This window comes from Elusimicrobiota bacterium, assembly GCA_016180815.1.
Taxonomy (GTDB): Bacteria; Elusimicrobiota; Elusimicrobia; order JACQPE01; family JACQPE01; genus JACPAN01.
This window is the reverse complement of the sequence record JACPAN010000019.1, coordinates 1-22,706: the sequence shown is the minus strand read 5'-3', so window position 1 is coordinate 22,706 and position 22,706 is coordinate 1. Positions and strand designations below refer to the sequence as shown.

Sequence of the window (22,706 nt, the reverse complement as noted above, 5' to 3'; positions counted from 1 at the left end):
CGCGGCCCTAAAAAAATTTAGGGGATGGATTCCATGACGTAGCGCAAATCTTCTTCGCTGCGTCCGGAAATCTCGACGGTTTTCTCTTTGCCTTTAGCGCCGCGCAGAATGCTGACGGCCGCCGGACGCACGTCGAAGTACTCAGCCAAATAGCGCCTGAGGCTTGAATTCAAACGCTCGTCGTCCTTGGCGCCTGATGCCAGGCGCACGCGTAGAACGCTCCCAATTCGGCTGATCACTTCATTATCGTCGGCGTTCGGTATGACTCGAACTTTGATGATCATCCAGCACTCCTCCTGCCTTACGGGGCGGCTTGAAAAATAGCCCGACCAATTCTGATCATGGTCGAACCTTCCTCAATTGCCGCCTCAAAATCCCCACTCATTCCCATCGACAAAATCTGTTTGCGCCCAACGGCGCCTTGCCACTGTTCCCACAACCGCCTCATGGCGGCGAAAAACGGGCGCATGGCTTGCGGCTCCGCGCTGCGAGGTCCCATGCACATCAAACCCCGAATGTCGAGGCCCGGTAAACCGGCGATTCGAAGGCCCGCACCAATCGCGGCCTGCGGCAAAAAGCCATGTTTTTTAGGCTCATCGGCGATATTGACTTCCAGTAAAATCGCCTGCCGACGGCCTTGCTCCTGGGCCAAACGGCTTAAGCGCCCGGCCAACTCCTCGCTGTCCACCGACTGAATGGTCGCAAAACCAAGCTGAAGCGCTTTTAACGCCTTATTGCTTTGCAAAGGCCCGATAAAATGCCAATTCAGACCCGCCTGAGCCTGCGGCATTTTTAAGAGGGCTTCCTGGATGCGATTTTCGCCGAAATCAACGATCCCGTGACGGGCGGCTTCGATGATGGCTTCCAAGGGCTGCCCCTTCGAAACCGCCATCATAACAACCTCGCCGGGCTCGCGGCCGGCCCTGCGGCAAGCCGCGCCTACGCGCCGTCGGATAGCCTCTATATTATCAAAGATCTGATTTCCAACATTCATTATATCACATCGCGCGGCAAAGCCCCGAAAAACCGCCAATAATCCGACGGCGTTACCTCCTGGGGACGGGCTTCGGGAGAAATCCCCAAGGCCATGAGACGCTCCATCAGCTCGGATTTGCTCAGATCGAGCTGATGGCCTAGGGAATTGATTAATTTCTGTCGCCGGGAATGGAAGGCGGCTCTCAACAAACGCTCAAAACGCGGCGTCGCCTCCATCCCGGAATCAACGGGAACCATGCGGATGACCGCGGAACAAACTTTCGGCGGCGGACGAAAAGCGCTCGGCTCGACTTTCACGATCAATTCCGCGCGAGCCTTCAATTGGAATAACACGCTCATCAAGCTGTACGCCGATTCCCCGGGCCCGGACAAGAGCCGTTGCACGACCTCCCACTGAAGCATGAGGATGGCGCGGTTAAAACCCCCCCATTGAATCAAGCGCGACACAACGGGTTTTGAGACGTAATAAGGAAGATTCCCCAGCACAACCGGCGGCCGGTCAAAACCCAGCCCCGCAAAGTCGGCATCCCGTATATCTTCTTGGCGCACGGACACGCGGCCCTGGTCCTTGCCCCAGCGTTCAACCAGCAAAGCCGCCAAGCGCGGATCGATTTCAAATAAAACCGCGCGCCGAACGCGCTCGATGTAATGGCGGGTTAGTTCCCCGTGGCCCGGGCCGATTTCAACAACCGAATCTTCCGGGCTGATGCCGGCGGCCTCAACGATGCGCCGAACGGTCTCCTGCGAGGCCAAAAAATGCTGGCCCCATTTTCTCTTCACGAAGGAAACGGCACCTCAGGGTTGAACCGCTTTTTTGGAACGCCGGGACCGGGCCCGCTCGATCACGCGCACGTCCGTGACCGGGTGAACTTCCCAAACATTGGGCCGGGTCCAACGTTTGCCCGTGGGTGAATTTTCATCCGGCACTTCCCAGATGGCCTGTTCATCCGGCCCTTCCTCGTCATGGAAGCTGTCGTAATAGGACCAGCCTCGGATTTCCACCAAGTCCCCGTTGCGCGGAATTCTGGGGCCGCGATGAGTGGCTCGCCAAATGGGCGTAATTTCGTTATGAATAATCCCGATATTGAAAACATGATCGCCGTCGCCGGCAAAAAAATGGCTGTTCGTGACGCGTCCGCGCAAAATAACGCCTTTTTGCACGTTGTAGCGCCCGGCCGCCAAATCCTCGCCCGTCACCTCCGTGTAATCGGGCGGGCGGCGCTGGCGGTGCTTCATCAAAAAAATGCGCACCGGCCCGAGCTTTTGAAATTCCTCGAGCGGCACATCCACGGGAAAGAGAGCCTCCATCTCAGCGTCCTGGGGCAGCGCCAGATCGCGGCGCAGCTTATTGATCATGTCGTCGTCGCTGGAAGCTCCCTCGATGCTGAAAATGACCTGCCGGGCGATGATGCGAATCACTTGCCGGGCATGGCTGCGGCCGTAAGAACGGCGGGGTAAATCCTCAAAAGTCAAACGAATCAACTCCAGAGCCAGCCGCGCGGTGACTGAACGCCCCGGCTCGGTTTTCAATTGATCCGCCATGGCCACGGCTTTAGCGGTGATTTCTTCCGGCGTTCCACGAAACCCGAACGACGCGTTTCTGATATCGCGCGCAATCACGATTAACTCGCTGCGCGTCTGTTCGACGTTCCCCTGGCTGTGCCCGACCAAAACCCAAGCGCCCCAGGCCGCCGATGTCAGCAATAAAAATTTTTTCATCGCGGTCAGGCCCGCGCCGCGGCATAAGGAGCCGGGTATTCGTCCAAATAGGTATCGAAGAGAATGTCCAGCGCCGGGACCACGATGGTGAAATTCTTGGTCTGATCCATGTGATGAATATCATGGATTTTCTGCAAGTAAAGGAAAAAACGTTTGTCGGCGAGAAAATGATTTTTCAAATGAAACCGCGCGTGCAGCCGATCGATCAACAACCCGTACGTCCAAGCGCCCGAAGCAAAGGGCAAAGCGTAAACCAAGGGGGCGGTCAGAAAAACCGCGACGGTGATGACCGCGCCCGGCAAATACCAGCTTAAATTATCGTCGGTGACGTAAGGATTGTCCGGCCGGAGATTCTCAGGCGGATAATTCTTGGCATGATGCGTCCAATGAAGATGAAGGATTTTATCCAGGACCGCGTTGCGCTTGATGAATTTCATGATTTCGCCGTGTTCGATCCAGCGATGATAGATGTAGCCGACGATTTCGATAAAAGCCAGCCCCGATAAAAACAGCATGACAATGCCCATGAGTCACCTCCATTTTAACTGGAACTATTTTAGTAGAAGATTCCGGCTTGCGCCACTCACTGGCCGGCGTTTTTGAGTTCCCCGAGCGCTTGCTCGAGTTCACGGTCATGGCGCGAGGATTCCAGGCGCGCCAGCAGGCTGTAAGCGGCCGGCACCACAAAAAGCGTCAATAGGGTGGACAATAAAACCCCGCCGATCACCACTTGCGCCATGGGCGCGCGGGTTTCCGCACCCGCGCCCATCGCCAAAGCCGTGGGCAAAGCCGCGGTCATGGTGGCCACCGACGTCATAATAATCGGGCGAAGGCGGATCGGACAGGCTTCCATCAACGCCTCCTGAACGTCTTTACCCGAGCGGCGGCGCTCATTGGTGAAATCCACCAACAGAATCGAATTTTTCTTGACGATGCCCATCAACAGCACCAAACCGATGGCGCTGTAAAGATTAAGCGTATTGCCCAGCGCCCATAAAACGATCAAGGCTCCGGTCACGCTGAAGGGCAACGCCAACAAAACCGTGAACGGATGAATGAAGCTGTTGTATTGAGAGGCCAGCACCATATAAGCGACGAAAATACCCAGGATGAACACGAACAACAATCCCTGGTAGGATTCTCCATAGGTCGCGGCGCTGCCGGAAAAAACCATTTGATAACCGTCAGGCAGCAGCTCGTTGGCCAGTTGTTCCATAAACGCCAACGCTTCTCCTTGGGACTTGCCCGGCGCCACGTTCGCGAAAACACGGATGGCCCGCTGCCGGTCCTTGCGCGTGATGGAAACCAGGCTGGCCCGCTCTTTCAATTCCACGACCTCGGCCAAAGGAATAACCTCGCCGCGATTGTTGCGCACCCAAATGCCCCGGATATCGTCGGGCCTGGAGCGGTCTTTGTCAACCAGACGCATGCGGATATCGTAGCGGCGTCCGCCGCGCGTGTATTTGCCGATGCGGACGCCGCCGATCATGGCGTTGATCGCGTTGCCGATGGCGTCGATGCCCACGCCGCGCTCAGCCGCCTTCTTGCGATCGGGAATGACGCGCAGTTCAGGCTGACCCAGGCGATAGTCCGTATCCACGTCGGTCATCAAATCCGAATTTTTCATCCGCGCCTGAAATTCCTCGCTCAGATTCGACAACGTATTCCAATCGCGACCCAATAAACTGATCTCCACGGGAAAACCGCGCCGGGCGGAAAACCCCTGTTGGGAAAGGTCCTGGATCACGGCCCTTTTGACGCCGGCGATTTTGCTCAATTCCCTGCGCATCCAGGCCATGACATCCGCTTGTTTGGGGCGGCGTTTGAGTTCGGGATCATACGGCCTGTCCTTGGGATTTTTCAACGTGATATTGAGATTGCCGGTGTCCGTTTCCCCCCCGCCGAATCCGCCCACGGCCGCAAAATAATGGGAAACGGACGGATGCTCCAAAATTTTCTTCTCCGCCAAGCGGAATACCTGATCCGTGTATTCCAACGAGGAGCCGGTAGGCGTTTGTACGCGGACGAAAAAGCGGCTTTGATCCTGGGCCGGAATGAATTCTCTCTTGACCATTTTCCCCAACGGAATCACCGTTAAAAAAACAACCAAAGAAACGGCGATCGTCGTCCAACGATGCCGCAAAACCCAGGCCAAACAGCGGGTATACAAGCCGCTTAAAGCGCCCATGGACCGGTCCATCGCGCGGCTGACTCCCGTGTTGCGGCCCACATTTAAAAACTGGGAGCATCGCATGGGGGTAATGGTTAAGGCTTCCACCAAAGACAACGCAACGGCCGCGGACATGGTCACGCCGAATTGATAAAGGAATTTACCGACAATTCCCGGCATGAAAATCACGGGAATGAAAATCGCCAGCACGGCCACGGTGGCCGCGATCGCCGCGGAGGTAATTTCCCGGGCGCCCACCAGCGCGGCTTTGACTCGGGACAATCCCTGCTCGCGGTAACGCACGATGTTTTCCAGCACCATAATAGCGTCATCGACCACAATGCCGATGGCCAAGGTTAGGCCCAACAGCGTGAAGGTATTGAGCGTAAACCCCAGAAAATAAAGAACCGTAAACGCGCCCACAATGGACACCGGGATCGCGAGCAAAACATTGATCGTGGAAGACAAGGAACCCAAAAAAAACCAACAAACTACGCCCGTCAAAACAGCGGCCAAAATCAAATGAAGATTGAGCTCGTGCGTTGATTCTTCGATAAAACGGGTGGTATCGAATACGATGTTTAAATCCATGCCATGGGGAAGGGATGTTTTGAGCTCTTCAACCTTGGCCTTGACCGCGCGGGCCACGGACACGGCATTGGAGCCGCGTTGTTTTCTGATGCCCATTCCCACCGCCGGACGGCTTTTATAGCGGGAAATGCGCTGGATATCGTCCAACCCGTCTTCAACCGTAGCCACGTCCCCGATGCGGAACGTCCGCCATAAATGTGAGCCCTGGCGCGCCGGGATGATGATTTTTTCGAATTCCTCCACGCTCGCGGCCTCACCCATGACGCGAATGTTCAGTTGGCGCTCAGGCGTCTCAATGCGCCCCGCCGGCAGCTCGGCGTGCTGAGTGCGCACGGTATTGACGATGTCGTCGACCGTCAGCTCATAAGCGCGCATTTTCTCCTTATCCAGCCAAACCCGCAGATTAGGTTCGGTAAAGCCGCCCAAAAAAACCTCGCCCACGCCCGGAACCGTGGTCAAGGCGTCTTTGAGACGGTCCTTGGTGTACTCCATCAGCTCTTTGGCTGGACGCTCGCCGGTCAAGGCCACCCAGAGAATCGGCTGATCCTCGGGGTTGCTTTTGGAAATCACCGGGGGATCGATCTCCGACGGCAAATTGCGCTGCGCTTGGGCGAGCCTGGTCTGCACTTCCTGCAACGCCACGTCGATGTCCCGGCTGAGATGAAACTCAATGCTGACATTGGACTGGCCCTGCCGCGACGACGAGGAAACCTCTTTGACTCCTTCGACGCTCATGACCGCGTCTTCAATGACGTCCGTGACTTCGGTTTCCACGACCTCGGGGGCCGCACCCTCCCAATTGACGCGCACGCTGACCACCGGATAATCCACGTCCGGCAACTGGCTGATGCCCATGCGCGAAAAGCCAATGGCGCCGAAGACAATCAGCCCGGCCATGAGCATCCAAGCGAAAACCGGATTCTTAATGGATAAATCCGAAAGCCTCACGGCGACCCCCGCCTCATCAACGAAGTTTGACCGGGCCATTCCTCGGTCACGGTTTTCACTTGAAGCCAATCGAGCTTGGTTTGAAGAAGCTCCCGGTCATAATCCCTTTTCCTGTCCTGCATGTTGTTCAAGGCCTGCAACACTTCCAAATTATTGACCAACCCCCTGCGGTACTCCTCGACCTGAAGCCTGTAGCTTTCATCCGCCTTCTCGAACGCGGATTTCAGGCTTTGGGCTCGGGAGATCGAGGCGCGCAGGCGCAAAAGCGCGGCGCGAATTTCAAGGCGGATTTCGCGCAGGCGCCGGTCGTAATTCAATCGCGCTTCGTCGAGCTGAGATTCGGTTTCCGCGACCCGCGCCCGGGCCGCGCCTCCTTGATAAAGAGGAAGCTCCAGGCTTAACAAAACATCCCAATCGATATTTTGCTGAGCGCCCACTCTTTTCGTGTAGTAATTACCGAGCAATCCGGCGCTGGGATAATAGGCGGCGCGGGCCGCCCGGACCGCTTGACGCTTGATTTCGATTTCCTGGCGCAAGGCCTCCAAATCGGAACGCCGCTGGGCACGGGCGACAAGATGATCTTGCGTTTCCACAATCTCCACAGCAGGGAGATCGTCGCTTAATCGAATTTCCAATGAATCACGCCCCGTCAAAAATAAAAGCAGATTGATGGCCTCGGCCTTGTCCGCCCCGATGATGGTCCGTTGGGCTTCGATGGCGTCTAATTGGGACTGGGCGCTTAAAATTTCGCTGCGACGGGACTTGCCCAGGCGCTCGCGCTCCCTGAGCTCTAAAATTCGCTCGCGTATCAAATCAGCCGAGCGGCTCAAATTGGCTTCATCCTTTTCCAGCTGCAAAATCAAATAAAACGTCCGACCCACGTCCAAAAACAACAGCGTTGAAGCGCGATCCAACAGGTAGCGCTCCCGCTCGCGCTCCGATTTAAACGAGGACAGGGCCGAGAATTCCCGCCAGCCGGAAAACAACGGCTGGCGAAGCGTGACTTTCGCTTCCGGGCGCTCCCGCCGGGTCAAATTGCTGGTGGCATCGCTGCCAGCTCTCGATTTCGAATCTTGAAAAAACTCCGAGGCGTTAAAACTGAGATCAGGCAGCAATGTCCCCAAGGCTTGACGCTTGCGGCGGCCGGCTTGCCTGATTCGTTGTTCTTGCGCTTTGAGATTTTCGCTTTGCTCCAGGGCCAGGCGGTAACACTCCATCAAGGTCAATGCGGCGGAGGCTCCGGAAGGGCGCTCCGGCGCCGGAGCGCCCTGGGCCCGGGCGTTTAATGCCCCCCACGGGCCAAGCAGCGCCCAAAGCAACAAAAGACGGCGGCGTCTCAACTCATTTTCCCTGGACCGTGCCGGCTAAATTGATCTCGATTTCGACGCGATCATCGATCGCCTTATCGCCCAGGTTGTCGAAAAACTTGCCCGACCCGTAGCGCACGTCCCACTTGGTCCGATCGATGGAAACCGAACCCGAAGCCCGGACCTTGCCCTTGGCGATTTCAACGGCGGCGGGGAAAGCGATGGGATGGGCAATTCCCTTGATGGAAAGATCCCCCGAAATTTCGTGGGTCGATCCATCCGGGCGCGCCGACGGCAGAGCCGTGACTTTTTTGATTTTAAAGCTCGCCGTTGGGTGATTTTCCACGTCGAAAAAGTCCGACGATTTCAAATGATTGACGAGCTTGGCATTGGAAGAGGGATTTTGAATATCCTCGTTTGCGATGGACATCATATCGATCTCAAATTGCCCGCCGGCTAATGCGCCCTTGGCAAGCGTCGCCTTGCCGCTTTTAAGCCGGATAGTTCCGTTATGCTCGCCGGTCACTTTGCGCCCGGTCCAGCGAATCACGCTCGAGGACAAATCCAACTTGACGGTCTGCCCTGCGGCGCCCGTTTTCTTGCCTTTAGCCGGAGCCGCCCCTGCGGGCCTCGCAAGCAAAAAACCCAGGGCCAACGTTCCCAATAAATACCCCGCTTTCCTTCCTGTTTGATTCATCGTTCCCCTCCCTGTCAACAATCGACAGCCGCAAACCGCCTTATTCTTCCAGTAGTTTAGACGCAAAAAAGGCAAAAAGGTGTCGCTAATTTTGAAACGAGGGATTCCGAATAATTTTGGTGGTGGCCCAGTTTACATAAAAGATAGAATTTTCCGCGCGACCTTTCAGTTGAACCGCGTGGGATCATAACAGAATAATTTAAGGCAATATATCCGGGAATCCAGGTACTATTGACAAATACCGGGATTCCCGGTAAAATAACCATGAAATATGAAGATTCACCTTCCCAACAGCGCTTTCCTGGGAAATATCGATCCCTTTATTCGGGGATTTGATCCTGCGTCGCCGGACCTCCTAGAAATCACAGCGAACGACAAGTGGATCGCGGTCCATCCTGCCGTGATCTCCATGATCGCCGCCTTGGGTTTGAGCGTGAAACCTGGAGGTATCCGCTGCCAAAAATTCGAGGCGCGCTCCAGCCACTATTTCGTCCGCATGGGGCTCTTCAAGCTCTTAAACATCTCATCGGAAATCACGATCAAAGAACACGAGCCGGCAGGACGGTTCATTCCGCTGACCCAGATACGCGCCTCAGATGAGCTGACAAGTTTCATTAGGGACATGATCCCCCTGCTCCATCTCGATGCGGAACAAGCCAAGACGCTCGGATATATCGTCAGTGAGCTCGTAAGAAACGTGTTAGAGCACTCCGAGGCTGGAAACGGGGCGCTTCTTTGCGCGCAGTATTATAAGAAGAGCAATTCCATCCGCATTGGCATCGCTGATACCGGCCTGGGAATCAAAGCGACCATTACCCGCTCGCATGACGCGAAGACCGACTTGGACGCTATCCGCCTTGCTCTCACGCCTGGCATAACGGGCACTACTCGCAGGGAAGGTGGTACCGAGCAGAATGCGGGGGCGGGTCTGTTTTTCATCAAATCGATCGCGAGCGTCAACCGCGACTTCTTCATCATCTACAGCGGGACTGGCTTTTACAAACTACTGAAGAAGGGTTCGACTCGGCATCTTCGCTTATATGCGGATCCTTTCATGGACCGACATACATACGATGGAGCAATGCCGTCCTGGCAGGGGACGGTCGTCGGCGTCGATATCACCCTTGACCAAACCAAAGAATTCTCGAGGTTGTTGGATGCAATCCGGGAAACCTACGGTACCGCAGTAAGAGACAGGAGAAAGGAACGATACAAGAGGCCCCGATTCTCATGAGGCGAATCGATATTTACGCCCATGCCGGGGCCTTCGCTGAAAACAAGGACGTCGCCAGAGACCTCCGTCTCAACGAAATCCTTCCAGCCCTGGAAAAAAAAGAGGATGTCGTTTTGAATTTCGAGAAGGTGGACGCGGTCACTCAGTCTTTCATTCATGCCCTGATCAGCGACTTGCTGAGAAAACGCGGAAGCGATGTCCTGGACCACGTTGAATTCAAGTCCTGCAACGACACCGTGAGAAAAATCATAACCATCGTGGTTGATTATATGCAGGAGAGCGCCGGCTGACTTTCCAGGAAGCTGCCGCCTGGCAATGAAAGAACCGGGACGCTCACGCGTGCTCGGTTTCCACTTCTCATTGCTTGAGAGAATGGTTGGTGGCCCCAACGGGATTCGAACCCGTGATCTTTGCCTTGAGAGGGGAATCTAAGGGGTCAGCCCAACCCCGCCGGGAAGCGGCCAAAACCCCCATCTTCCGTCGATAAAAGCCTTGAAACTACTGTCATGGCTTTGCATCCAATGACACCAATTTTAACGGAAAAATGGCACAAATCTGGCACAAAATATCGGTCGTATTTAAGCTTTACGCCCAGGTCTTCGGGCGTTCTAATTTTGCGCCTTCTCCCAAGTCGATAATATCGGGAAATTGGGAAGTTTGCAGGTGCCTTTCTTTCATCTTAAACCGAAAATCACAATTTTTCTTTAAATCCTCAGCGCTTCTCCCGATGGGAACCATGACACCGATCTTTTTAGCGGGAAATAATGATTTCACGGCCTTGACAGCCGGGATGAGATCGCTATCCCCGGATACAATAACGGCGGAGTCGTACAGGTCCTGAACAGCGGTCTTTAAAAGCATCGTCGCTATATTGACGTCGGTTTCCTTTTCTTCATAAGTCTCGTAAAGCTTATGGCAATTCCGGCACCGCTTCTGTTTATACTTGAACATTCCGAGCGTGACTTCAGCACCCACTCCCTGCAATGCCTTTACGTACATTTGGTGCCGTGCGACCTTATCGGCATCCCACGTGGCGTAGGCGGTGAAATAAAAAACTTTCGTTAAAGTATCGTTTCTGCCGACAAAGCATTTGGCTAACTTAATAAGGTCCAGCCACTTATATTTAATGTAGGCCGGTTCTTCTTGAAGCGCATGATAAACATTAAACCCGTCAACAAAAAAGGCAATTCTGTTCATGTCATTTTAGGGTAAAAAAAACCCAGACCCACCAGAGTCTGGGGCCTGTGTAGTATTAGCCACACAGGGTCGACACCCCTTGTATACCACACCTATCATAACCTGTCAATACCTCTTGATGAACATCTTTTTGGATGGTAGGCTTTGCAGGCAAAGCCTACCATCCAAACCATTGTTAAGCAGGCGCTACCCCTATATCCAAATCAAAATCATACCGCCGACGCACCCGGCCCTGCGCTTCTTTCTTCTTAATCCATTGGGCAATGCTCGCCGGATGGAAGCGCACGCAAGCCCCTAATTTGACGGTTGGAATGTAGCTTTCATGGACCCATAGGTAAATGGTCCTGGGTTTGACCTGGAGAAGGTCCGCTACCTCGTCAACCGTTAATAGCTTTTCCATGACTCCTCATCACACCGGCGCTGATCTATCGGCAATCCCCATCCTGGAAGTTCTGCGAGCTTTTCTGATTGGCGCATCCCAACACCGCATCAATCCAAAGAGCCCGGGCCGCGGCCTTATTCTTGGCCCTGTCAAAAATTCTCTCCAAGCAAGCCTCGCTTCGACGCAAAGGCTGGGCGCGATGCTCGATACGCATGAGAAGCCAACAGCAGGAAGCAATGATGGTAATCTGCGCCCAACAATCAGCCAAAAATCGGGGATTTAGATAACGCGGAGCGTTTCTTTTTATTGCCTGAAAGAAAAGCGCCCTCAACGCAACCAACTCCTCCTTAACGTTCACAGAAGGAATAATGGCATCAATCGCCTGAGGCCGCAAACCATCTTGGCCGGATACCGTCACCGTCTGCACCGGCTCTGTCGCGTGACCTTCTTGATGGTCTTGGCCATCATTGACCCCCGGCTCTTCCTGTTTAGATTCTTCTTTTGGCGTAACAGGCGGCCAAGTTAAATTGGCGGGATCGAGCGAATAGGAATTCCCATGAATGTCAATAAGGGCTTTCTTCCCTGCCTTTAGGTCCTCCAGGGTCATAAAGAAGAAAAACGGCGCTTCGGGCAGATAGCCGCCCAACAAAACCCTTCGTAGAGATTGGAAAAGGCCCTGGTCTTTGCAGATGTACCAAACGGCGTCGAGTTCCCGGCTCCAGCGAAGCTCGTCAAAAGCCTCTTTAAGTCTGTCGGCGCTCTTAAGGGTTAGCTCCACTTCAACTCCCACGACTAGCCCTTTTTCCTCCGGCGTTTTTTTAAAACGGAGCATTCCATCGCAGACTTTTTTGGCATTAGGATAGTTCTCCCAAATCATGCCTTCGGAAAAATAATTAGTCATCAGTGGACTCTGGGCGAGGATTAATCTCGCTTGGGCACAGGCAACCTGATGATTAAACACGGTAGCCTTATATTGGTTGGGGTCAAAGCGGGACTTAATCCTGAGTTTGCCTTCCCCGGCCAGGAGCTTGTAGCCCTGGGGTGTTAGACAATAGGCTTGCTTGGGTCTCCAATTCGTATAGAAAGTCCTTATGAAACCCTGCCCCTTAAGCTGAGAAAGAACCTTGTAAGCATGGCTTTGATTGGAATAGACCATGCCCACCTCATTGATCGTCAAAAAATCATGCTCCGCTATAACGGCCATCAGATTGATCATCTTTAGGGTTAAAGTCCCGCTAACTTCAACAGCCTGACCGTCCTTAACCTCGCTATCCCCTTGACCCTTTTCCTTTTGATCTCCATCCCCCGCCAAATCCAACCCCTTTTCTTTTTCCAACTCCCCATCTTCTTCTTTTAAAGCTTCAACATTTTCATCCATAACCAATTACCTCCCCATTGCCCGCCCTACACCACTTTTGGCCCGCCTTTGAGCCCGAAGCACCCAGTCACAAAGAAATACATAACTGGGTGGGAGGGGGTGGTCAGGGTTCGCGCCAGCGAAGACTGACCACCCCCTCCGGCGAAAACAGGGCCAAAAGTGGTGTAGGGCGGGCAATTCCCCTAATAAAATGAAGCAATTCAAATACACTACTGGCGTCGGCGGCAAGAATTGATCTATTTTGAATCCACCACCATAACTGGCGAGCTGTACGCCAGTTCCACCACCGTGTTCCTTAATATATCTATTCATAAGCGTAGTTAGCATATTGTGCGTAGTATTTGGGCAAAAAATATATCCCTAGGCATGAACCTTTCCTTGGGTGACTTTCTTCAGCGCCTTAGTGGCTTCAAAACGAAGCTGCTCAACGCGGTAACGGGCGAGTTCGCGGCTCACTAAAAAAGCGTCTGAAAGGTCCTCGATAAGATTGTCATAGCGCGGGGTATCGGGTTCTATGCACCTATCGTCTTCAAAAGGGTAAAAACAGCTCCCTGCCAGTTTGGTAATAAGCCTGCGGGGCATAAGCAAGGCCGCCATTCCCCTGTTGGCTTGCTGTTCAATCCATAGGGGGCCTCCCATGGGTTTATCGCTGATAGGTAAGGCCGCCATATCCTCTTCCCTGCAAAGAATTTTGGATTCCTTTAGCGTATTTTGAAACATCTTTCTATGAAGAAGATAATGGCTCAACTCATGAGCCAAGGTGCTCCTTAGGCGCACGATTCGTTTTGGGTTTTTCTGGGCCTGCTGTTCCAGCTGATCGGAAATTTCGATTTTAACCGCCCCGTCGGTGTAAAAAGTGGTTTGTCCCTGAACGCTTGTTGGGAGTTCCACATAATCCGGCTCAACTGCGAATTTTATAAGCATTTTGGCGATGTCCACGGCGTATCTATCTTCATATTCCCTATCCTGGTTTAGAAAAGGCCACCCCGTGGCGACCATGGCGTTTTCCATGGCAAAATCAACGTCGTCGAAATCGTACCACGGAACTTTTGGATAAATGCCGGAGGGGTCTTTGACCCAGCGGGTGCCGATCTTTACGTATTCAAAGTCCTCGAGAGCGTTCACCCCTTGCGCTCCTTGTCCGCCTCGCGTAAAAACTTTCTGGCCAAATTCTCAGGGTTGTCCGAGTTGATGATCTTTCTCAAAAGAACGGCGACGGCCGGAGTTTTCTCGGCCTGGATACGCAGGTCATCATCAATGCGGCCATCCAGGGCGCGCAACTCTTCAATAGGAATCTTAAGCTGCTTGGCGATTTCTTCAAGGAGATTAAGGTTGGGCATTCTTCTGCCATGTTCGATATCCGAGATGTGTGCCGCGGTAACCCCCAATCTCCTTGCGAACTCCGTTACAGGGATAACCTGGCCTTGCCTTGTTTGACGAATCTTCTGGCCGAGTGTCATGCTCATTGTTACCATATTATAAGCATTGTATGCGTAAGATGTCAAGTACCAAATGCTACCCCCCAGGCTATTCTTCCCAGGCGCACTGAATGGCACGCCCGTTTACCAACTTAAATAAAGCGTCTCCGGAATTTCCGAGCGGGAAATAAGTCCCCCCGATTTCCGAAAGGACGTAAAAAAAAGCCCCTTGAGTTACATATAGGCATTTTTTCATGGTGCGTCAGGGGATATGCGAAAATGTCAGGGATGACGGAGCACCAGATTCAGGAAATCGAATCATTCCGGAAGTGGGTCAAAAGCTTCAATGGCTTATGGCAATATCTTGTCATTCGCGTGGGGTGGGCCAGAATACAGGAAATCGATATGGTAGTGTTTCTGAGTGCATGGCTTGAGACGCGCAGGCCGATCTCTCAAGCACCTAAGTATACTCCCGCGTGCGAGGGTTTCGAAACTATCTCGGTAGACTTGCCGATAGGCCATCTGGATGCCTTGCTCGATGGTCTTAAAGAAGGGGTTCTCAAGATTGATTCTAAAGAATTTAAACTCGGCTTTTTCAGAGGTCAGGACTGGGTGGATCATTTCTCATATCACTTCCACAAAGAACCGGGCGGTTTAAGCCGTTCAGGCACATCGCAATTGCCATTTGCACACCTGCAAGCCTCTGAATCTAGCCTCTTCCAATCGACGCGTGGAGTGTTGGACCATCCGGTCCTTCAGGACAAGTGGAAGTGCCTCCTGAAACCGTTCAAGAGCTCAATCGACGTTCTCACTAATTATTTCGAGGCTAAGGATGCTTGGAGCAATATCGGTTCATTTAGGTTTATTCGAGCGGAGGTGCCCATCGGTATTGTCGCTGCCGAGTTTGATGAAGAAGCGATGAAGCTCCTGCTTACCGCAGCGGAAACCGCCGACCTTGACCAAGTTTCGCTAGGAAGAATAATCCGATACGAGAACGGAACCATCATGCGCGATACGATTGTGCCAGCACCAGAAGAATGGCGTCTAGAGGATGGGCGGCGCCTCTGCACGCTGACCTGGGCAAGCCAGGGAATCACAGGAATATATTTGAATCTCCGCTATGACGCGGTCATCTTAGAAGAGCGTGACCTGATCAATCCGGCCAGCTACAAGAAAAATTTGGCAATGGCTGCCCATAGCGTAATTGATACAAAACTCAACCTCTGGAAGACGATGCTGAAAGGCGAAGGTAAAAGTGGCAACTTTGAGAACGCCGTTGGCTGGCTCTTCTCATTTTCTGGGTTGAGCAGTATTGTCTATGGGCCGATTGCAAAAATGAGCGATGCGGTCGATGTCCTTGTGGTTTCAAGGAGACATGGTGTTGTGCTGGGAATTGAGTGCACCTCTGGCCAGCCAGAAATCAAAGATAAGATCGCGCGCGTACTCCAGAGGTGTCAAGAGATTCAAAGAAGCCTAGGCAGCCGCTACAAAGTGCTTCCGGTGCTTGCAACCCCCTTACGCAGCGATGACATTAAGAAACCGGCATTGGCCGGGGCAGGCCAAAGCGGCGTGGCTCTCCTAACCAAAGAGAAACTAGAAGAGCTTGTAGAAGCTACTGCTAACAGAAAGCCGGAGCGCTTTATTCTCAAATCGGTCTTTGACGCGATCCCATCATCGGAGACGCTGAACACCGAACGCCTTTTTGGAATTTCGCCACTCAGCCCCGATGATGTTGGTGATCCCATTTAGCTACGCGCGGATAAACGAGAGAGACTCAGTTGAAACGCTTTCTTTTTCTGAAATTCGGGGGGCACCTTGCTTATCTCTATCATACCGATAAAAATCTTATCGAGTTAAGCAAGGTGCCCCCCGAATTTTTACTTCACAAATATGGCTACCCGCTGGATAGGCAGGTGAAGTTGATCCGCAAGGGTTGGATAACGTAATCGTGAGAGAAAATCCTTCCTCGCAAGATCTTTTTTTAATAGCTGACAAGGTCAATTTGGTGGCCAAGCAAACATTGTGTCGCTGCGCAACCAAACCCCAAACAAATTTAGAGGGGCGGGTAATTTTATTTTTGATCACAAAAATTGTCAAAAGCCATCAAGCAGTCTTAAAACTATACGAGCTGGATTATGCTGGGGAAGCGGGCATTTTGTGTCGCAGTATCATTGAGGCTTATGCCAAGGCCTGCTATATAAAAAATAGTCAAAATCCCGAGGCCACAGCAAGGGAGTTTCTTAATTTCACCCTAAAAAAAACTGCCAAGGTATTTAGAAGAATGGAAACTTCTGAGGGCTTCTACAAGAAAATGGTCAACGATATTGATGCTGCTGGAAAATTGCGAGCGATTAAGCCGCAAAAGCAGCTATGGCCGGAAAAGCAAATGCCAGATATTCTTAATGCCATTGGAGATAATGTGGCTTCCGATTGTCGCGTATGGTACGAAGGTCTGTCCGACCTGGTACATTCGAATGCCCGAGTAATTCCAGAATATTTGGATATTGATCATGATTTTAGACCTTACCTTTGCAGTTCACCTAAAATAAGGAAAACAAATTATGAAATTTATAGCTTATGTGCTCTGGTGATGATGGCTGTTAAAGTTTTATGCAATACATTCTCGCAGACAGTGCCTGGGGAATCCGATGAAATCGCCCAGGCTTTGAAGGAAATTCAATTGATATGGGATCGGGATATCAACACTGCGAAAGAATAGCTACTTTCCATTTAACAAAACGTTCCAATCGTAGTCGGAACTGCTGTATTTTGGGCCAAACTCTTACAGGACTCTGGCGGTTTTCAATCAAATGGATTGGAGGAATTATGGCTAAAACCATTTTGATCATTGATGATGATCCCGGCATGTGCCGACTGATTCAGAGGGGACTCAACCATCCCGACCATGTGATTTACTCGGCCACCAGCGCCGAGGAGGCCAAAAGACTTTTGTCCGTCAAGCCAGACCTCGTTATTTTGGACGTTGTGCTGGCCGACGCGACGAAAAGCCCGGAACTGCTTCAGGAAATCCGTTCCCAACTGCCCAACGTCCCTGTTCTTTTGATGATGAGCGCGGCACTCCAAAACTCCAAGACATTTTAAGGCCCTTTGATGACGGCAAGCTGGATGCTTACGAAGTTTCATTAATTGTGAATTCTCCGTCCAATGATGTCCCTGCTTGTTTGGCCAAAGTTTAATCCATAATGGCTACCCCTTCCCCCCTGGTCCTCTGGCGCTAAAAGGCCATTGAAAAACGATGCACTTGGCACTATAAATAAATAGAGCACGTTGTTGAGACGTTGGAACTGATTAATTAATGTATTCAAGAATAGCCACGAAAATAGACGCTGAAGACAAGACGTTAAAGGATATCCTCCACGAACAAAAATATTCCATCGATTTCTTCCAAAGGGAATACCGCTGGCAACGCGGGCATATTGAGCAATTAATCAATGATCTTGAGGGCGCATTCTCCGCCAATTATCAGGAGGGTCATGAACGCGCAGAAATCGAAAACTATAACTCATATTATCTTGGACCAATTGTTTTGTGTAGTAAAGGCGATTCGCAATCCATTATTGATGGGCAACAGAGATTAACATCGCTTACCCTCCTCCTGATTTATCTCAACAACCTTCAAAATGGGAACTCTGTTCGCAACCTGGTCGAGCCATTAATACGGTCTGAAAAATTCGGACAACGTTCTTACAATCTCAAGATTGATGAACGTACGGAGTGTTTAGATGCCCTTTTTGAAAGGGGAAACTACAGCATCAATGGCTCGGGAGACGAAAGCGTCCAAAATCTGGTCGAACGCTACAATGACATAGAAGAAGTATTCCCGCCTGATCTAAAGGATGAATCCGTTTTGCCTTTTTTTATCGACTGGCTTAAGGAGAAAGTCGTTTTTGTCAAGATCACAGCTTATTCGGATGAAAACGCTTACACAATATTTGAGACCATGAATGATCGCGGATTAAACCTTACACCAACGGAAATGTTGAAAGGATATTTAATTTCAAGTGCTCCCGGCTCCGTGAAAGTGAATTTGAATCATCTTTGGAAATCCAACATGGACCAGTTGCACAAACTAGGAAAACAGGAAGATTTAGAATTTTTTCGTGCCTGGTTGAGGGGGCGTTACGCCAATACAATCAGGCCGGGAAAAAAAGGTGCCGCCAACGAAGATTTTGAAAAAATTGGAACCAGTTTTCATTCGTGGGTAAAAGACAACACCTCTCTCATCGGGCTGAACAAAGCTAACGATTTTGCTGATTTTATTCAGTCAAAATTGACTTTCTATACTGGTATTTATTGCGGGGTTTGGACCCAGGCCGAAAGCAAGAAGCAACAAGGTTTGGAACATGTATTCTATGCTTCATTCCATGGCATTGCCTCTTCGTTGTCCTATCCTCTAATGCTCGCCGCAATCAACGAATCAGACGATCCACCAACGATCAACGTTAAACTAAATCTCTCGGCCAGATTTATTGAGACCTTTGCAGTACTTAAATCCGCCAATATGCGAACATTAGCCCAAAGTTCCATTAGATACACTATCTACAGCCTAGTGAAGGATGTCCGGGGCAAAAACCCGAAAGAAATGGCTTCCATTTATAAACAGAGGTTAAGAGACCTGGACGTTAACTTGTCAGGGGTTGAGACCCTTATATTGCATCAACAAAACAAGCGATTTATAAGGTTTCTGCTCGCCCGAATCGCGGATTACATTGAGGAGGAAGCCGGTATTCCCGGTAAATTTGAGGACTATATGAATGATGAAATCAGCAAACCTTATCAGGTGGAGCATATTTGGGAAGATATATATGAACGTTTTAAAAACCAATTCGACCAGAGAGATGAATTTAACGGGTTTAGAAACAAAATCGGTGGGTTATTGTTGCTTCCCGAGGGAACGAATCAATCCTTTCGGGCCGAACCGTTCGATAGAAAGTTACCACACTATTTAAAAGAAAACCTCCTGGCGAAATCGCTTCATCAGAAATGCTACGAAAGGAACCCGAATTTCGTTGCCTTCATTAAAAGAACTCAAATGCCTTTCAAAGCTTATGAATTATTTAATAAGGACCAATTAGAAGAAAGAACTAGCCTTTATCACCAGATTTGTAAACGAATTTGGTCCTTGGACGGATTTGATTTTATATCGAATCAAGCCCGGAATTCGAACGCAAATATTGGGAAATAGTTTCAGGGCATTTCTGAAAACCCGTTTAAATTCATACTTGAAACCCCAGCGCGGTTAACCTCAATACCCCCTCATGCGTGCTCAATGTGCCTAAGAGGTCGTCGGCATATTTTCCCATGAGAGTGTGGGTGGAACTGGCCTTTAAACCGATGCCAATGGCGGTCAAAGAAATATTTTGTGCCACACTTGCTGCATCGGAATAAAGACTACACAAAAAATGATCATGCCGGTATTTATAGCTCGTTCGCTCGATAACGGCGGTCAATAAGAAATAAACCGAGGCGTTCCTGACCCATGTTTGGCCTCCAGCGATGGCTTTTACTTGGCGGGAGAGGTCGCCCCTTTTAATAGTTCAAGGGAGTGGTCTTTGACGTTGTAGTGGTAAAGGCCGGGCTCGACGCCTTTAACGGCGGCTACGACGGGGTAAACCTCAATCGGGTGGCGGTTCCCTGCGGAGTAATAGGTTTTGACCAAGAGTTCACCCCAGGGTTCGGCGTTTATCTTTCCGTGCTCGCCACAGGCGAGGTACATGATTTCGGAAAGCCATTCTTTGGGGATCGGTTTTAGGACAAAATTTCGGCAATCCCTGACCCTGGACAAGGCTTCGCCCGCGGTTGAAGCGTATTTTTCACGCCGGTGTAATGTAACTCTAGGCGCTTGTGGGTATTCCTTGTAAATTGGAGGTTGGGGCTTTTTATAACTCCTTCAAACGCCTTAAACATCGCTATAAGCCATTCGACTTATTCGCCACCCTTTTTCCCATCTTTTTCTCTCAACCTCTCTTCTGTCCTTAAATACCTTTAACCTGTTCTATTTTTTAACTGAGACCATTCTCTGCACCGCCGCCGAAACCCACCAACCACAACTAGAGCCTGCCCCGCCCGCTGGTCCTCCCGACCCCGTCACCTCGTAGTCATTTTAATGACGTAGAGGGGGCGGGGTCGGGAGGCAAAGCGAAGCGGTCCCTGCGCAGCAGGGATTGAGGCGGGCGGGGCAGGCTCGAGGGAGGGTAGGCATGGGTTTCGGCGGCGGGGCGGCGGTCTGTTTGTCTTTGCTGGGTTCTTTACGGAACCACACTTGGAACCAGGGGTAGAAACGGCAAGATTTATTTTTGAGTCAACAGGTGGGGGTAATTTTTGCGGATCAAATCTTTTGCGAGTTCGGCAAAATTCTTAGCCTCCTCAACAAGTTCTTCGGTTTCCTGTTCGGATGCAATTTCTGTGCCCATGTATTCGGCCAAATTGCGCTTTGACCGGCAATCATCCATATAATCGAGCAAATGGTGCTGCTCTTGGTCTAAAAGGCTGCGGAGAGCCTGAAAGACGGTTGCATGGTGTGCTTGGCCCGAAGTGCGATAGCCCCCTGCCGCCAAGAGGGCGCGCCCGGCTTGAAGGGCAGCGTTGTAGGCGATGGTAAAGCGCCGATCCAAAGAAACGTCCTCAACCTTGGCATCTTTAAGGTCGCGCTCAATGATAGCGAATAGCTTGCTGATTTCCTGGGCCGTGGCTTTATGCTGCTTAATCCGCCCCTGCGCCAATAGCTCTTTTAAATTCCCCTTCTGTTCCAATGATGAATACCTTTTTGCCTTTGATAACGTCAGCCACAAAGGAATCTTTGCGGCCTACTTTCTGCCTTAATTCCTCCAGTGTCATGCGGGCCGTGTTGATTTCACGATTAAGCGAAACTTTGGCCTTCGATAGGATTTTATGAAGAAGGGGGCCTGGAATTTGGCCCACCACGAAAAGATCGAGGTCGCTTTCAGGCATTTCTCCCCCTTTGGCCACGGAGCCGTAAATAAACGCGAACTGGATTCCCGGCAGTTCCTTTAAGGATTCCCGCAGAACCGCTCCCAGGCCGCTCGTTTTAAGAACCAAACCCTTAAGCTCGGGATAAAGACTAAATTCAGCGTTAACCTCTAAATAGCGACGGTTGCCGGAATGGACGCTTTTGACAAGCCCAAGGCGCTCCAAACGATCTAGTTCCAACTTGACTGCTTTGGGATCGCCTTTGATCAAGCGAGCCACTTCTCTGAGATAAAACCGTTCTTTGGGATGCGTCACCAATAACGCAATGATCTGGGACCGGTTCTTGGAAGAAAAGAGTTCTTGCAACATATCCATATCGTTGTATAGTTTACCACGATTGTTGTATAAAAATCAACAACATAATATTAACGCTTCTTGTTAGGAAAAATTTAGCTTGGTTAGCGCGGAGCGCAGATAGTCCGGGGCTAGGTGGGCGTAGATTTCGGTGGTTTTGATGCTGGAGTGGCCCAGGAGCTTTTGGACGGTGTAGAGGTCTACGCCTTGCATGACGAGGTGGCTGGCGAAGGTGTGGCGCAAGGTGTGGACGGAGCTGTGTTTTGCGCCTACGCTTCTGGCTAGGCGGCGGAAATCGCGGGATAGGTTGTTACCGATTAAGGATTCCCCCTTTTCATTGGGGAAGAGGTAGGGGCTGGCGTTTTTTGGCAAAGCCTGAATCACCTTAATTAGCGTTTCATTTAGGGGAATGTGGCGGACCTCGTAATCTTTTGGTTGCCAGCCGTCTTTGGCTTGGACAGCTAAGAGTTTCTTTTTTAGGTCTACGTCATCCCAGGTTAAATGAATTAGCTCATCGCGGCGTAGGCCGGTATAGGCCAATGTTTGGACAATGGCGGCTAAGCGGCGGGGGGCGGCGGCGACAAACTTTTGGATTTCCTCCTTGGTGAAATAACGAACTTGGCGTTTGGGCTCCTTGAATTTTTTGACCGTCTGGCCGGGGCTTTTGGCAAGGTAACCCCAGGCGACCGCTTTGCTGCAAAGGGCTTTGATCGTTACCAGTTCCCTGTTGACCGAGGAGGGCTTCATTCCAGCGTTTTGGCGGAAGGTTTTGTATGCCTCCACCTTGGCGACTGTCACGGCGCTTAAGCGGTCCACTTGGATGAACTCGTAAAACAATTTTAGGGTGCCCATATCCCGGTCATAAGAGTGCGGCGATTTATTGGCCTTTGAGTATTTGAGGTACTCCTGGATAAACTCTTTAAGGCCGATGTCTTTGCTCGCAAAGCCCAACTCGTTGCGCTCCAGTTTAACTTCGAGATCGGCTTTGGCTAATTCCGCCAGTTTTTTAGACTTGCCGAGTCTTTTGCGCAATCGGCGGCCGCCCAGGGAATAATCGAGGTACCAGTTGGAACCCTTGATGCCCTTGCGCTGGTAAATTCGTGCCATTTTTGTGCCATCCTCGCTTGAGATTGCTTCGGCCCTTACGGGGCCTCGCAATGGCGGGGAAGGGAATTGACCCTTCACCCTGCCCTCTCCCTCAAGGGGAGAGGATGAAATCTAGCGGGGATACAGAGAGGATTCTAGCAGAAAGATGGCACAAATTTGGCACAAGAGCCAAAAAAGGTTGGTGGCCCCAACGGGATTCGAACCCGTGATCTTTGCCTTGAGAGGGCAACGTCCTAGGCCGCTAGACGATGGGGCCA

The 22,706-nt window shown here is 51.3% G+C and carries 23 protein-coding genes and 1 tRNA gene; 6 read left to right on the top strand and 18 right to left on the bottom strand.

Annotation, left to right across the window (positions count from 1 at the left end):
- Nucleotides 1-17 precede the first annotated feature (17 nt).
- From HYT79_10305 to HYT79_10270, 8 genes are read right to left on the bottom strand one after another with little or no spacing between them, the layout of a single operon-like run.
- Nucleotides 18-284, bottom strand: coding sequence for a DUF167 domain-containing protein (locus HYT79_10305; protein MBI2070975.1), 267 nt, complete (start codon nt 282-284; stop codon nt 18-20).
- 17 nt (nt 285-301) lie between these two features.
- Nucleotides 302-994, bottom strand: a complete 693-nt coding sequence (locus tag HYT79_10300) for a YggS family pyridoxal phosphate-dependent enzyme (GenBank protein ID MBI2070974.1) — start codon at nt 992-994, stop codon at nt 302-304.
- On the bottom strand, nt 994-1,776 hold the full coding sequence (gene rsmA, locus HYT79_10295) for a ribosomal RNA small subunit methyltransferase A (protein ID MBI2070973.1): 783 nt from the start codon (nt 1,774-1,776) through the stop codon (nt 994-996). Before rsmA ends, HYT79_10300 begins: the two co-directional genes overlap by 1 nt.
- 15 nt (nt 1,777-1,791) lie before the next feature.
- Nucleotides 1,792-2,715 (bottom strand): hypothetical protein, encoded by a 924-nt coding sequence (locus HYT79_10290; GenBank protein ID MBI2070972.1) that lies wholly within the window; start codon nt 2,713-2,715, stop codon nt 1,792-1,794.
- 5 nt (nt 2,716-2,720) lie between these two features.
- Nucleotides 2,721-3,242 carry a sterol desaturase family protein gene (locus HYT79_10285; GenBank protein MBI2070971.1) on the bottom strand — a complete coding sequence of 174 codons (522 nt, stop codon included), beginning with the start codon at nt 3,240-3,242 and terminating at the stop codon, nt 2,721-2,723.
- A 56-nt stretch (nt 3,243-3,298) separates the two neighbouring features.
- Nucleotides 3,299-6,424 carry an efflux RND transporter permease subunit gene (locus HYT79_10280; protein ID MBI2070970.1) on the bottom strand — a complete coding sequence of 1,042 codons (3,126 nt, stop codon included), beginning with the start codon at nt 6,422-6,424 and terminating at the stop codon, nt 3,299-3,301.
- On the bottom strand, nt 6,421-7,764 hold the full coding sequence (locus HYT79_10275; protein ID MBI2070969.1) for a TolC family protein: 1,344 nt from the start codon (nt 7,762-7,764) through the stop codon (nt 6,421-6,423). Before HYT79_10275 ends, HYT79_10280 begins: the two co-directional genes overlap by 4 nt.
- Nucleotide 7,765: 1 nt before the next feature.
- Nucleotides 7,766-8,428: a YceI family protein gene (locus tag HYT79_10270; protein MBI2070968.1), complete on the bottom strand. Its 663-nt coding sequence runs from the start codon at nt 8,426-8,428 to the stop codon at nt 7,766-7,768.
- Nucleotides 8,429-8,699: 271 nt separating this feature from the next.
- Here HYT79_10270 and HYT79_10265 point away from each other — a divergent pair, with 271 nt between their 5' ends.
- On the top strand, nt 8,700-9,662 hold the full coding sequence (locus HYT79_10265; GenBank protein MBI2070967.1) for a hypothetical protein: 963 nt from the start codon (nt 8,700-8,702) through the stop codon (nt 9,660-9,662).
- A complete protein-coding gene (locus HYT79_10260) occupies nt 9,659-9,952 on the top strand; it encodes an STAS-like domain-containing protein (GenBank protein MBI2070966.1) in 294 nt (97 codons plus the stop codon). The genes HYT79_10265 and HYT79_10260 overlap by 4 nt, the downstream gene beginning before the upstream one ends.
- Before the next feature lie 295 nt (nt 9,953-10,247).
- Here HYT79_10260 and HYT79_10255 read toward each other — a convergent pair whose 3' ends face one another.
- From HYT79_10255 to HYT79_10235, 5 genes are all read right to left on the bottom strand, one after another.
- Nucleotides 10,248-10,859: an NYN domain-containing protein gene (locus tag HYT79_10255; GenBank protein ID MBI2070965.1), complete on the bottom strand. Its 612-nt coding sequence runs from the start codon at nt 10,857-10,859 to the stop codon at nt 10,248-10,250.
- A gap of 175 nt (nt 10,860-11,034) precedes the next feature.
- A complete protein-coding gene (locus HYT79_10250) occupies nt 11,035-11,259 on the bottom strand; it encodes a helix-turn-helix domain-containing protein (GenBank protein ID MBI2070964.1) in 225 nt (74 codons plus the stop codon).
- Nucleotides 11,260-11,284: 25 nt separating this feature from the next.
- Nucleotides 11,285-12,619, bottom strand: coding sequence for a replication-relaxation family protein (locus HYT79_10245; protein MBI2070963.1), 1,335 nt, complete (start codon nt 12,617-12,619; stop codon nt 11,285-11,287).
- 360 nt (nt 12,620-12,979) lie between these two features.
- The gene (locus HYT79_10240) at nt 12,980-13,744 is read right to left on the bottom strand and encodes an ImmA/IrrE family metallo-endopeptidase (protein ID MBI2070962.1); all 765 of its coding nucleotides are present in this window, start codon (nt 13,742-13,744) and stop codon (nt 12,980-12,982) included.
- Nucleotides 13,741-14,085: a helix-turn-helix transcriptional regulator gene (locus tag HYT79_10235; protein ID MBI2070961.1), complete on the bottom strand. Its 345-nt coding sequence runs from the start codon at nt 14,083-14,085 to the stop codon at nt 13,741-13,743. The genes HYT79_10240 and HYT79_10235 overlap by 4 nt, the downstream gene beginning before the upstream one ends.
- A gap of 240 nt (nt 14,086-14,325) precedes the next feature.
- Here HYT79_10235 and HYT79_10230 point away from each other — a divergent pair, with 240 nt between their 5' ends.
- From HYT79_10230 to HYT79_10215, 4 genes are all read left to right on the top strand, one after another.
- Nucleotides 14,326-15,786, top strand: coding sequence for a hypothetical protein (locus HYT79_10230; GenBank protein ID MBI2070960.1), 1,461 nt, complete (start codon nt 14,326-14,328; stop codon nt 15,784-15,786).
- 199 nt (nt 15,787-15,985) lie between these two features.
- On the top strand, nt 15,986-16,756 hold the full coding sequence (locus HYT79_10225; GenBank protein ID MBI2070959.1) for a hypothetical protein: 771 nt from the start codon (nt 15,986-15,988) through the stop codon (nt 16,754-16,756).
- 107 nt (nt 16,757-16,863) lie between these two features.
- Nucleotides 16,864-17,139: a response regulator gene (locus tag HYT79_10220; protein ID MBI2070958.1), complete on the top strand. Its 276-nt coding sequence runs from the start codon at nt 16,864-16,866 to the stop codon at nt 17,137-17,139.
- A 214-nt stretch (nt 17,140-17,353) separates the two neighbouring features.
- On the top strand, nt 17,354-19,243 hold the full coding sequence (locus HYT79_10215; GenBank protein MBI2070957.1) for a DUF262 domain-containing protein: 1,890 nt from the start codon (nt 17,354-17,356) through the stop codon (nt 19,241-19,243).
- A gap of 318 nt (nt 19,244-19,561) precedes the next feature.
- Here the strand turns inward: HYT79_10215 and HYT79_10210 are convergent, their stop codons facing one another.
- The 5 genes from HYT79_10210 to HYT79_10190 all read right to left on the bottom strand — a co-directional run bounded on the left by HYT79_10210 (nt 19,562) and on the right by HYT79_10190 (nt 22,705).
- Nucleotides 19,562-19,843, bottom strand: coding sequence for a hypothetical protein (locus HYT79_10210; GenBank protein MBI2070956.1), 282 nt, complete (start codon nt 19,841-19,843; stop codon nt 19,562-19,564).
- Between the two features lie 505 nt (nt 19,844-20,348).
- A complete protein-coding gene (locus tag HYT79_10205) occupies nt 20,349-20,780 on the bottom strand; it encodes a hypothetical protein (GenBank protein ID MBI2070955.1) in 432 nt (143 codons plus the stop codon).
- The gene (locus tag HYT79_10200; protein MBI2070954.1) at nt 20,761-21,363 is read right to left on the bottom strand and encodes a nucleotidyltransferase domain-containing protein; all 603 of its coding nucleotides are present in this window, start codon (nt 21,361-21,363) and stop codon (nt 20,761-20,763) included. The genes HYT79_10205 and HYT79_10200 overlap by 20 nt, the downstream gene beginning before the upstream one ends.
- A 63-nt stretch (nt 21,364-21,426) precedes the next feature.
- Nucleotides 21,427-22,449, bottom strand: coding sequence for a tyrosine-type recombinase/integrase (locus HYT79_10195; GenBank protein MBI2070953.1), 1,023 nt, complete (start codon nt 22,447-22,449; stop codon nt 21,427-21,429).
- 179 nt (nt 22,450-22,628) lie between these two features.
- A tRNA-Glu gene (locus HYT79_10190) sits at nt 22,629-22,705 on the bottom strand.
- Nucleotide 22,706: the final 1 nt, after the last annotated feature.

Bases quoted from the DNA above. Each gene is read 5' to 3' on its own strand.
- HYT79_10215 (MBI2070957.1), top strand. From the start codon at position 17,354: ATGTATTCAAGAATAGCCACGAAAATAGACGCTGAAGACAAGACGTTA.
- HYT79_10235 (MBI2070961.1), bottom strand. From the start codon at position 14,085: ATGAGCATGACACTCGGCCAGAAGATTCGTCAAACAAGGCAAGGCCAG.
- HYT79_10270 (MBI2070968.1), bottom strand. From the start codon at position 8,428: ATGAATCAAACAGGAAGGAAAGCGGGGTATTTATTGGGAACGTTGGCC.
- HYT79_10245 (MBI2070963.1), bottom strand. From the start codon at position 12,619: ATGGATGAAAATGTTGAAGCTTTAAAAGAAGAAGATGGGGAGTTGGAA.
- HYT79_10305 (MBI2070975.1), bottom strand. From the start codon at position 284: ATGATCATCAAAGTTCGAGTCATACCGAACGCCGACGATAATGAAGTG.
- HYT79_10250 (MBI2070964.1), bottom strand. From the start codon at position 11,259: ATGGAAAAGCTATTAACGGTTGACGAGGTAGCGGACCTTCTCCAGGTC.
- HYT79_10255 (MBI2070965.1), bottom strand. From the start codon at position 10,859: ATGAACAGAATTGCCTTTTTTGTTGACGGGTTTAATGTTTATCATGCG.
- HYT79_10195 (MBI2070953.1), bottom strand. From the start codon at position 22,449: ATGGCACGAATTTACCAGCGCAAGGGCATCAAGGGTTCCAACTGGTAC.
- HYT79_10200 (MBI2070954.1), bottom strand. From the start codon at position 21,363: ATGGATATGTTGCAAGAACTCTTTTCTTCCAAGAACCGGTCCCAGATC.
- HYT79_10265 (MBI2070967.1), top strand. From the start codon at position 8,700: ATGAAGATTCACCTTCCCAACAGCGCTTTCCTGGGAAATATCGATCCC.
- HYT79_10230 (MBI2070960.1), top strand. From the start codon at position 14,326: ATGACGGAGCACCAGATTCAGGAAATCGAATCATTCCGGAAGTGGGTC.
- HYT79_10285 (MBI2070971.1), bottom strand. From the start codon at position 3,242: ATGGGCATTGTCATGCTGTTTTTATCGGGGCTGGCTTTTATCGAAATC.
- HYT79_10290 (MBI2070972.1), bottom strand. From the start codon at position 2,715: ATGAAAAAATTTTTATTGCTGACATCGGCGGCCTGGGGCGCTTGGGTT.
- HYT79_10300 (MBI2070974.1), bottom strand. From the start codon at position 994: ATGAATGTTGGAAATCAGATCTTTGATAATATAGAGGCTATCCGACGG.
- HYT79_10220 (MBI2070958.1), top strand. From the start codon at position 16,864: ATGGCTAAAACCATTTTGATCATTGATGATGATCCCGGCATGTGCCGA.
- HYT79_10260 (MBI2070966.1), top strand. From the start codon at position 9,659: ATGAGGCGAATCGATATTTACGCCCATGCCGGGGCCTTCGCTGAAAAC.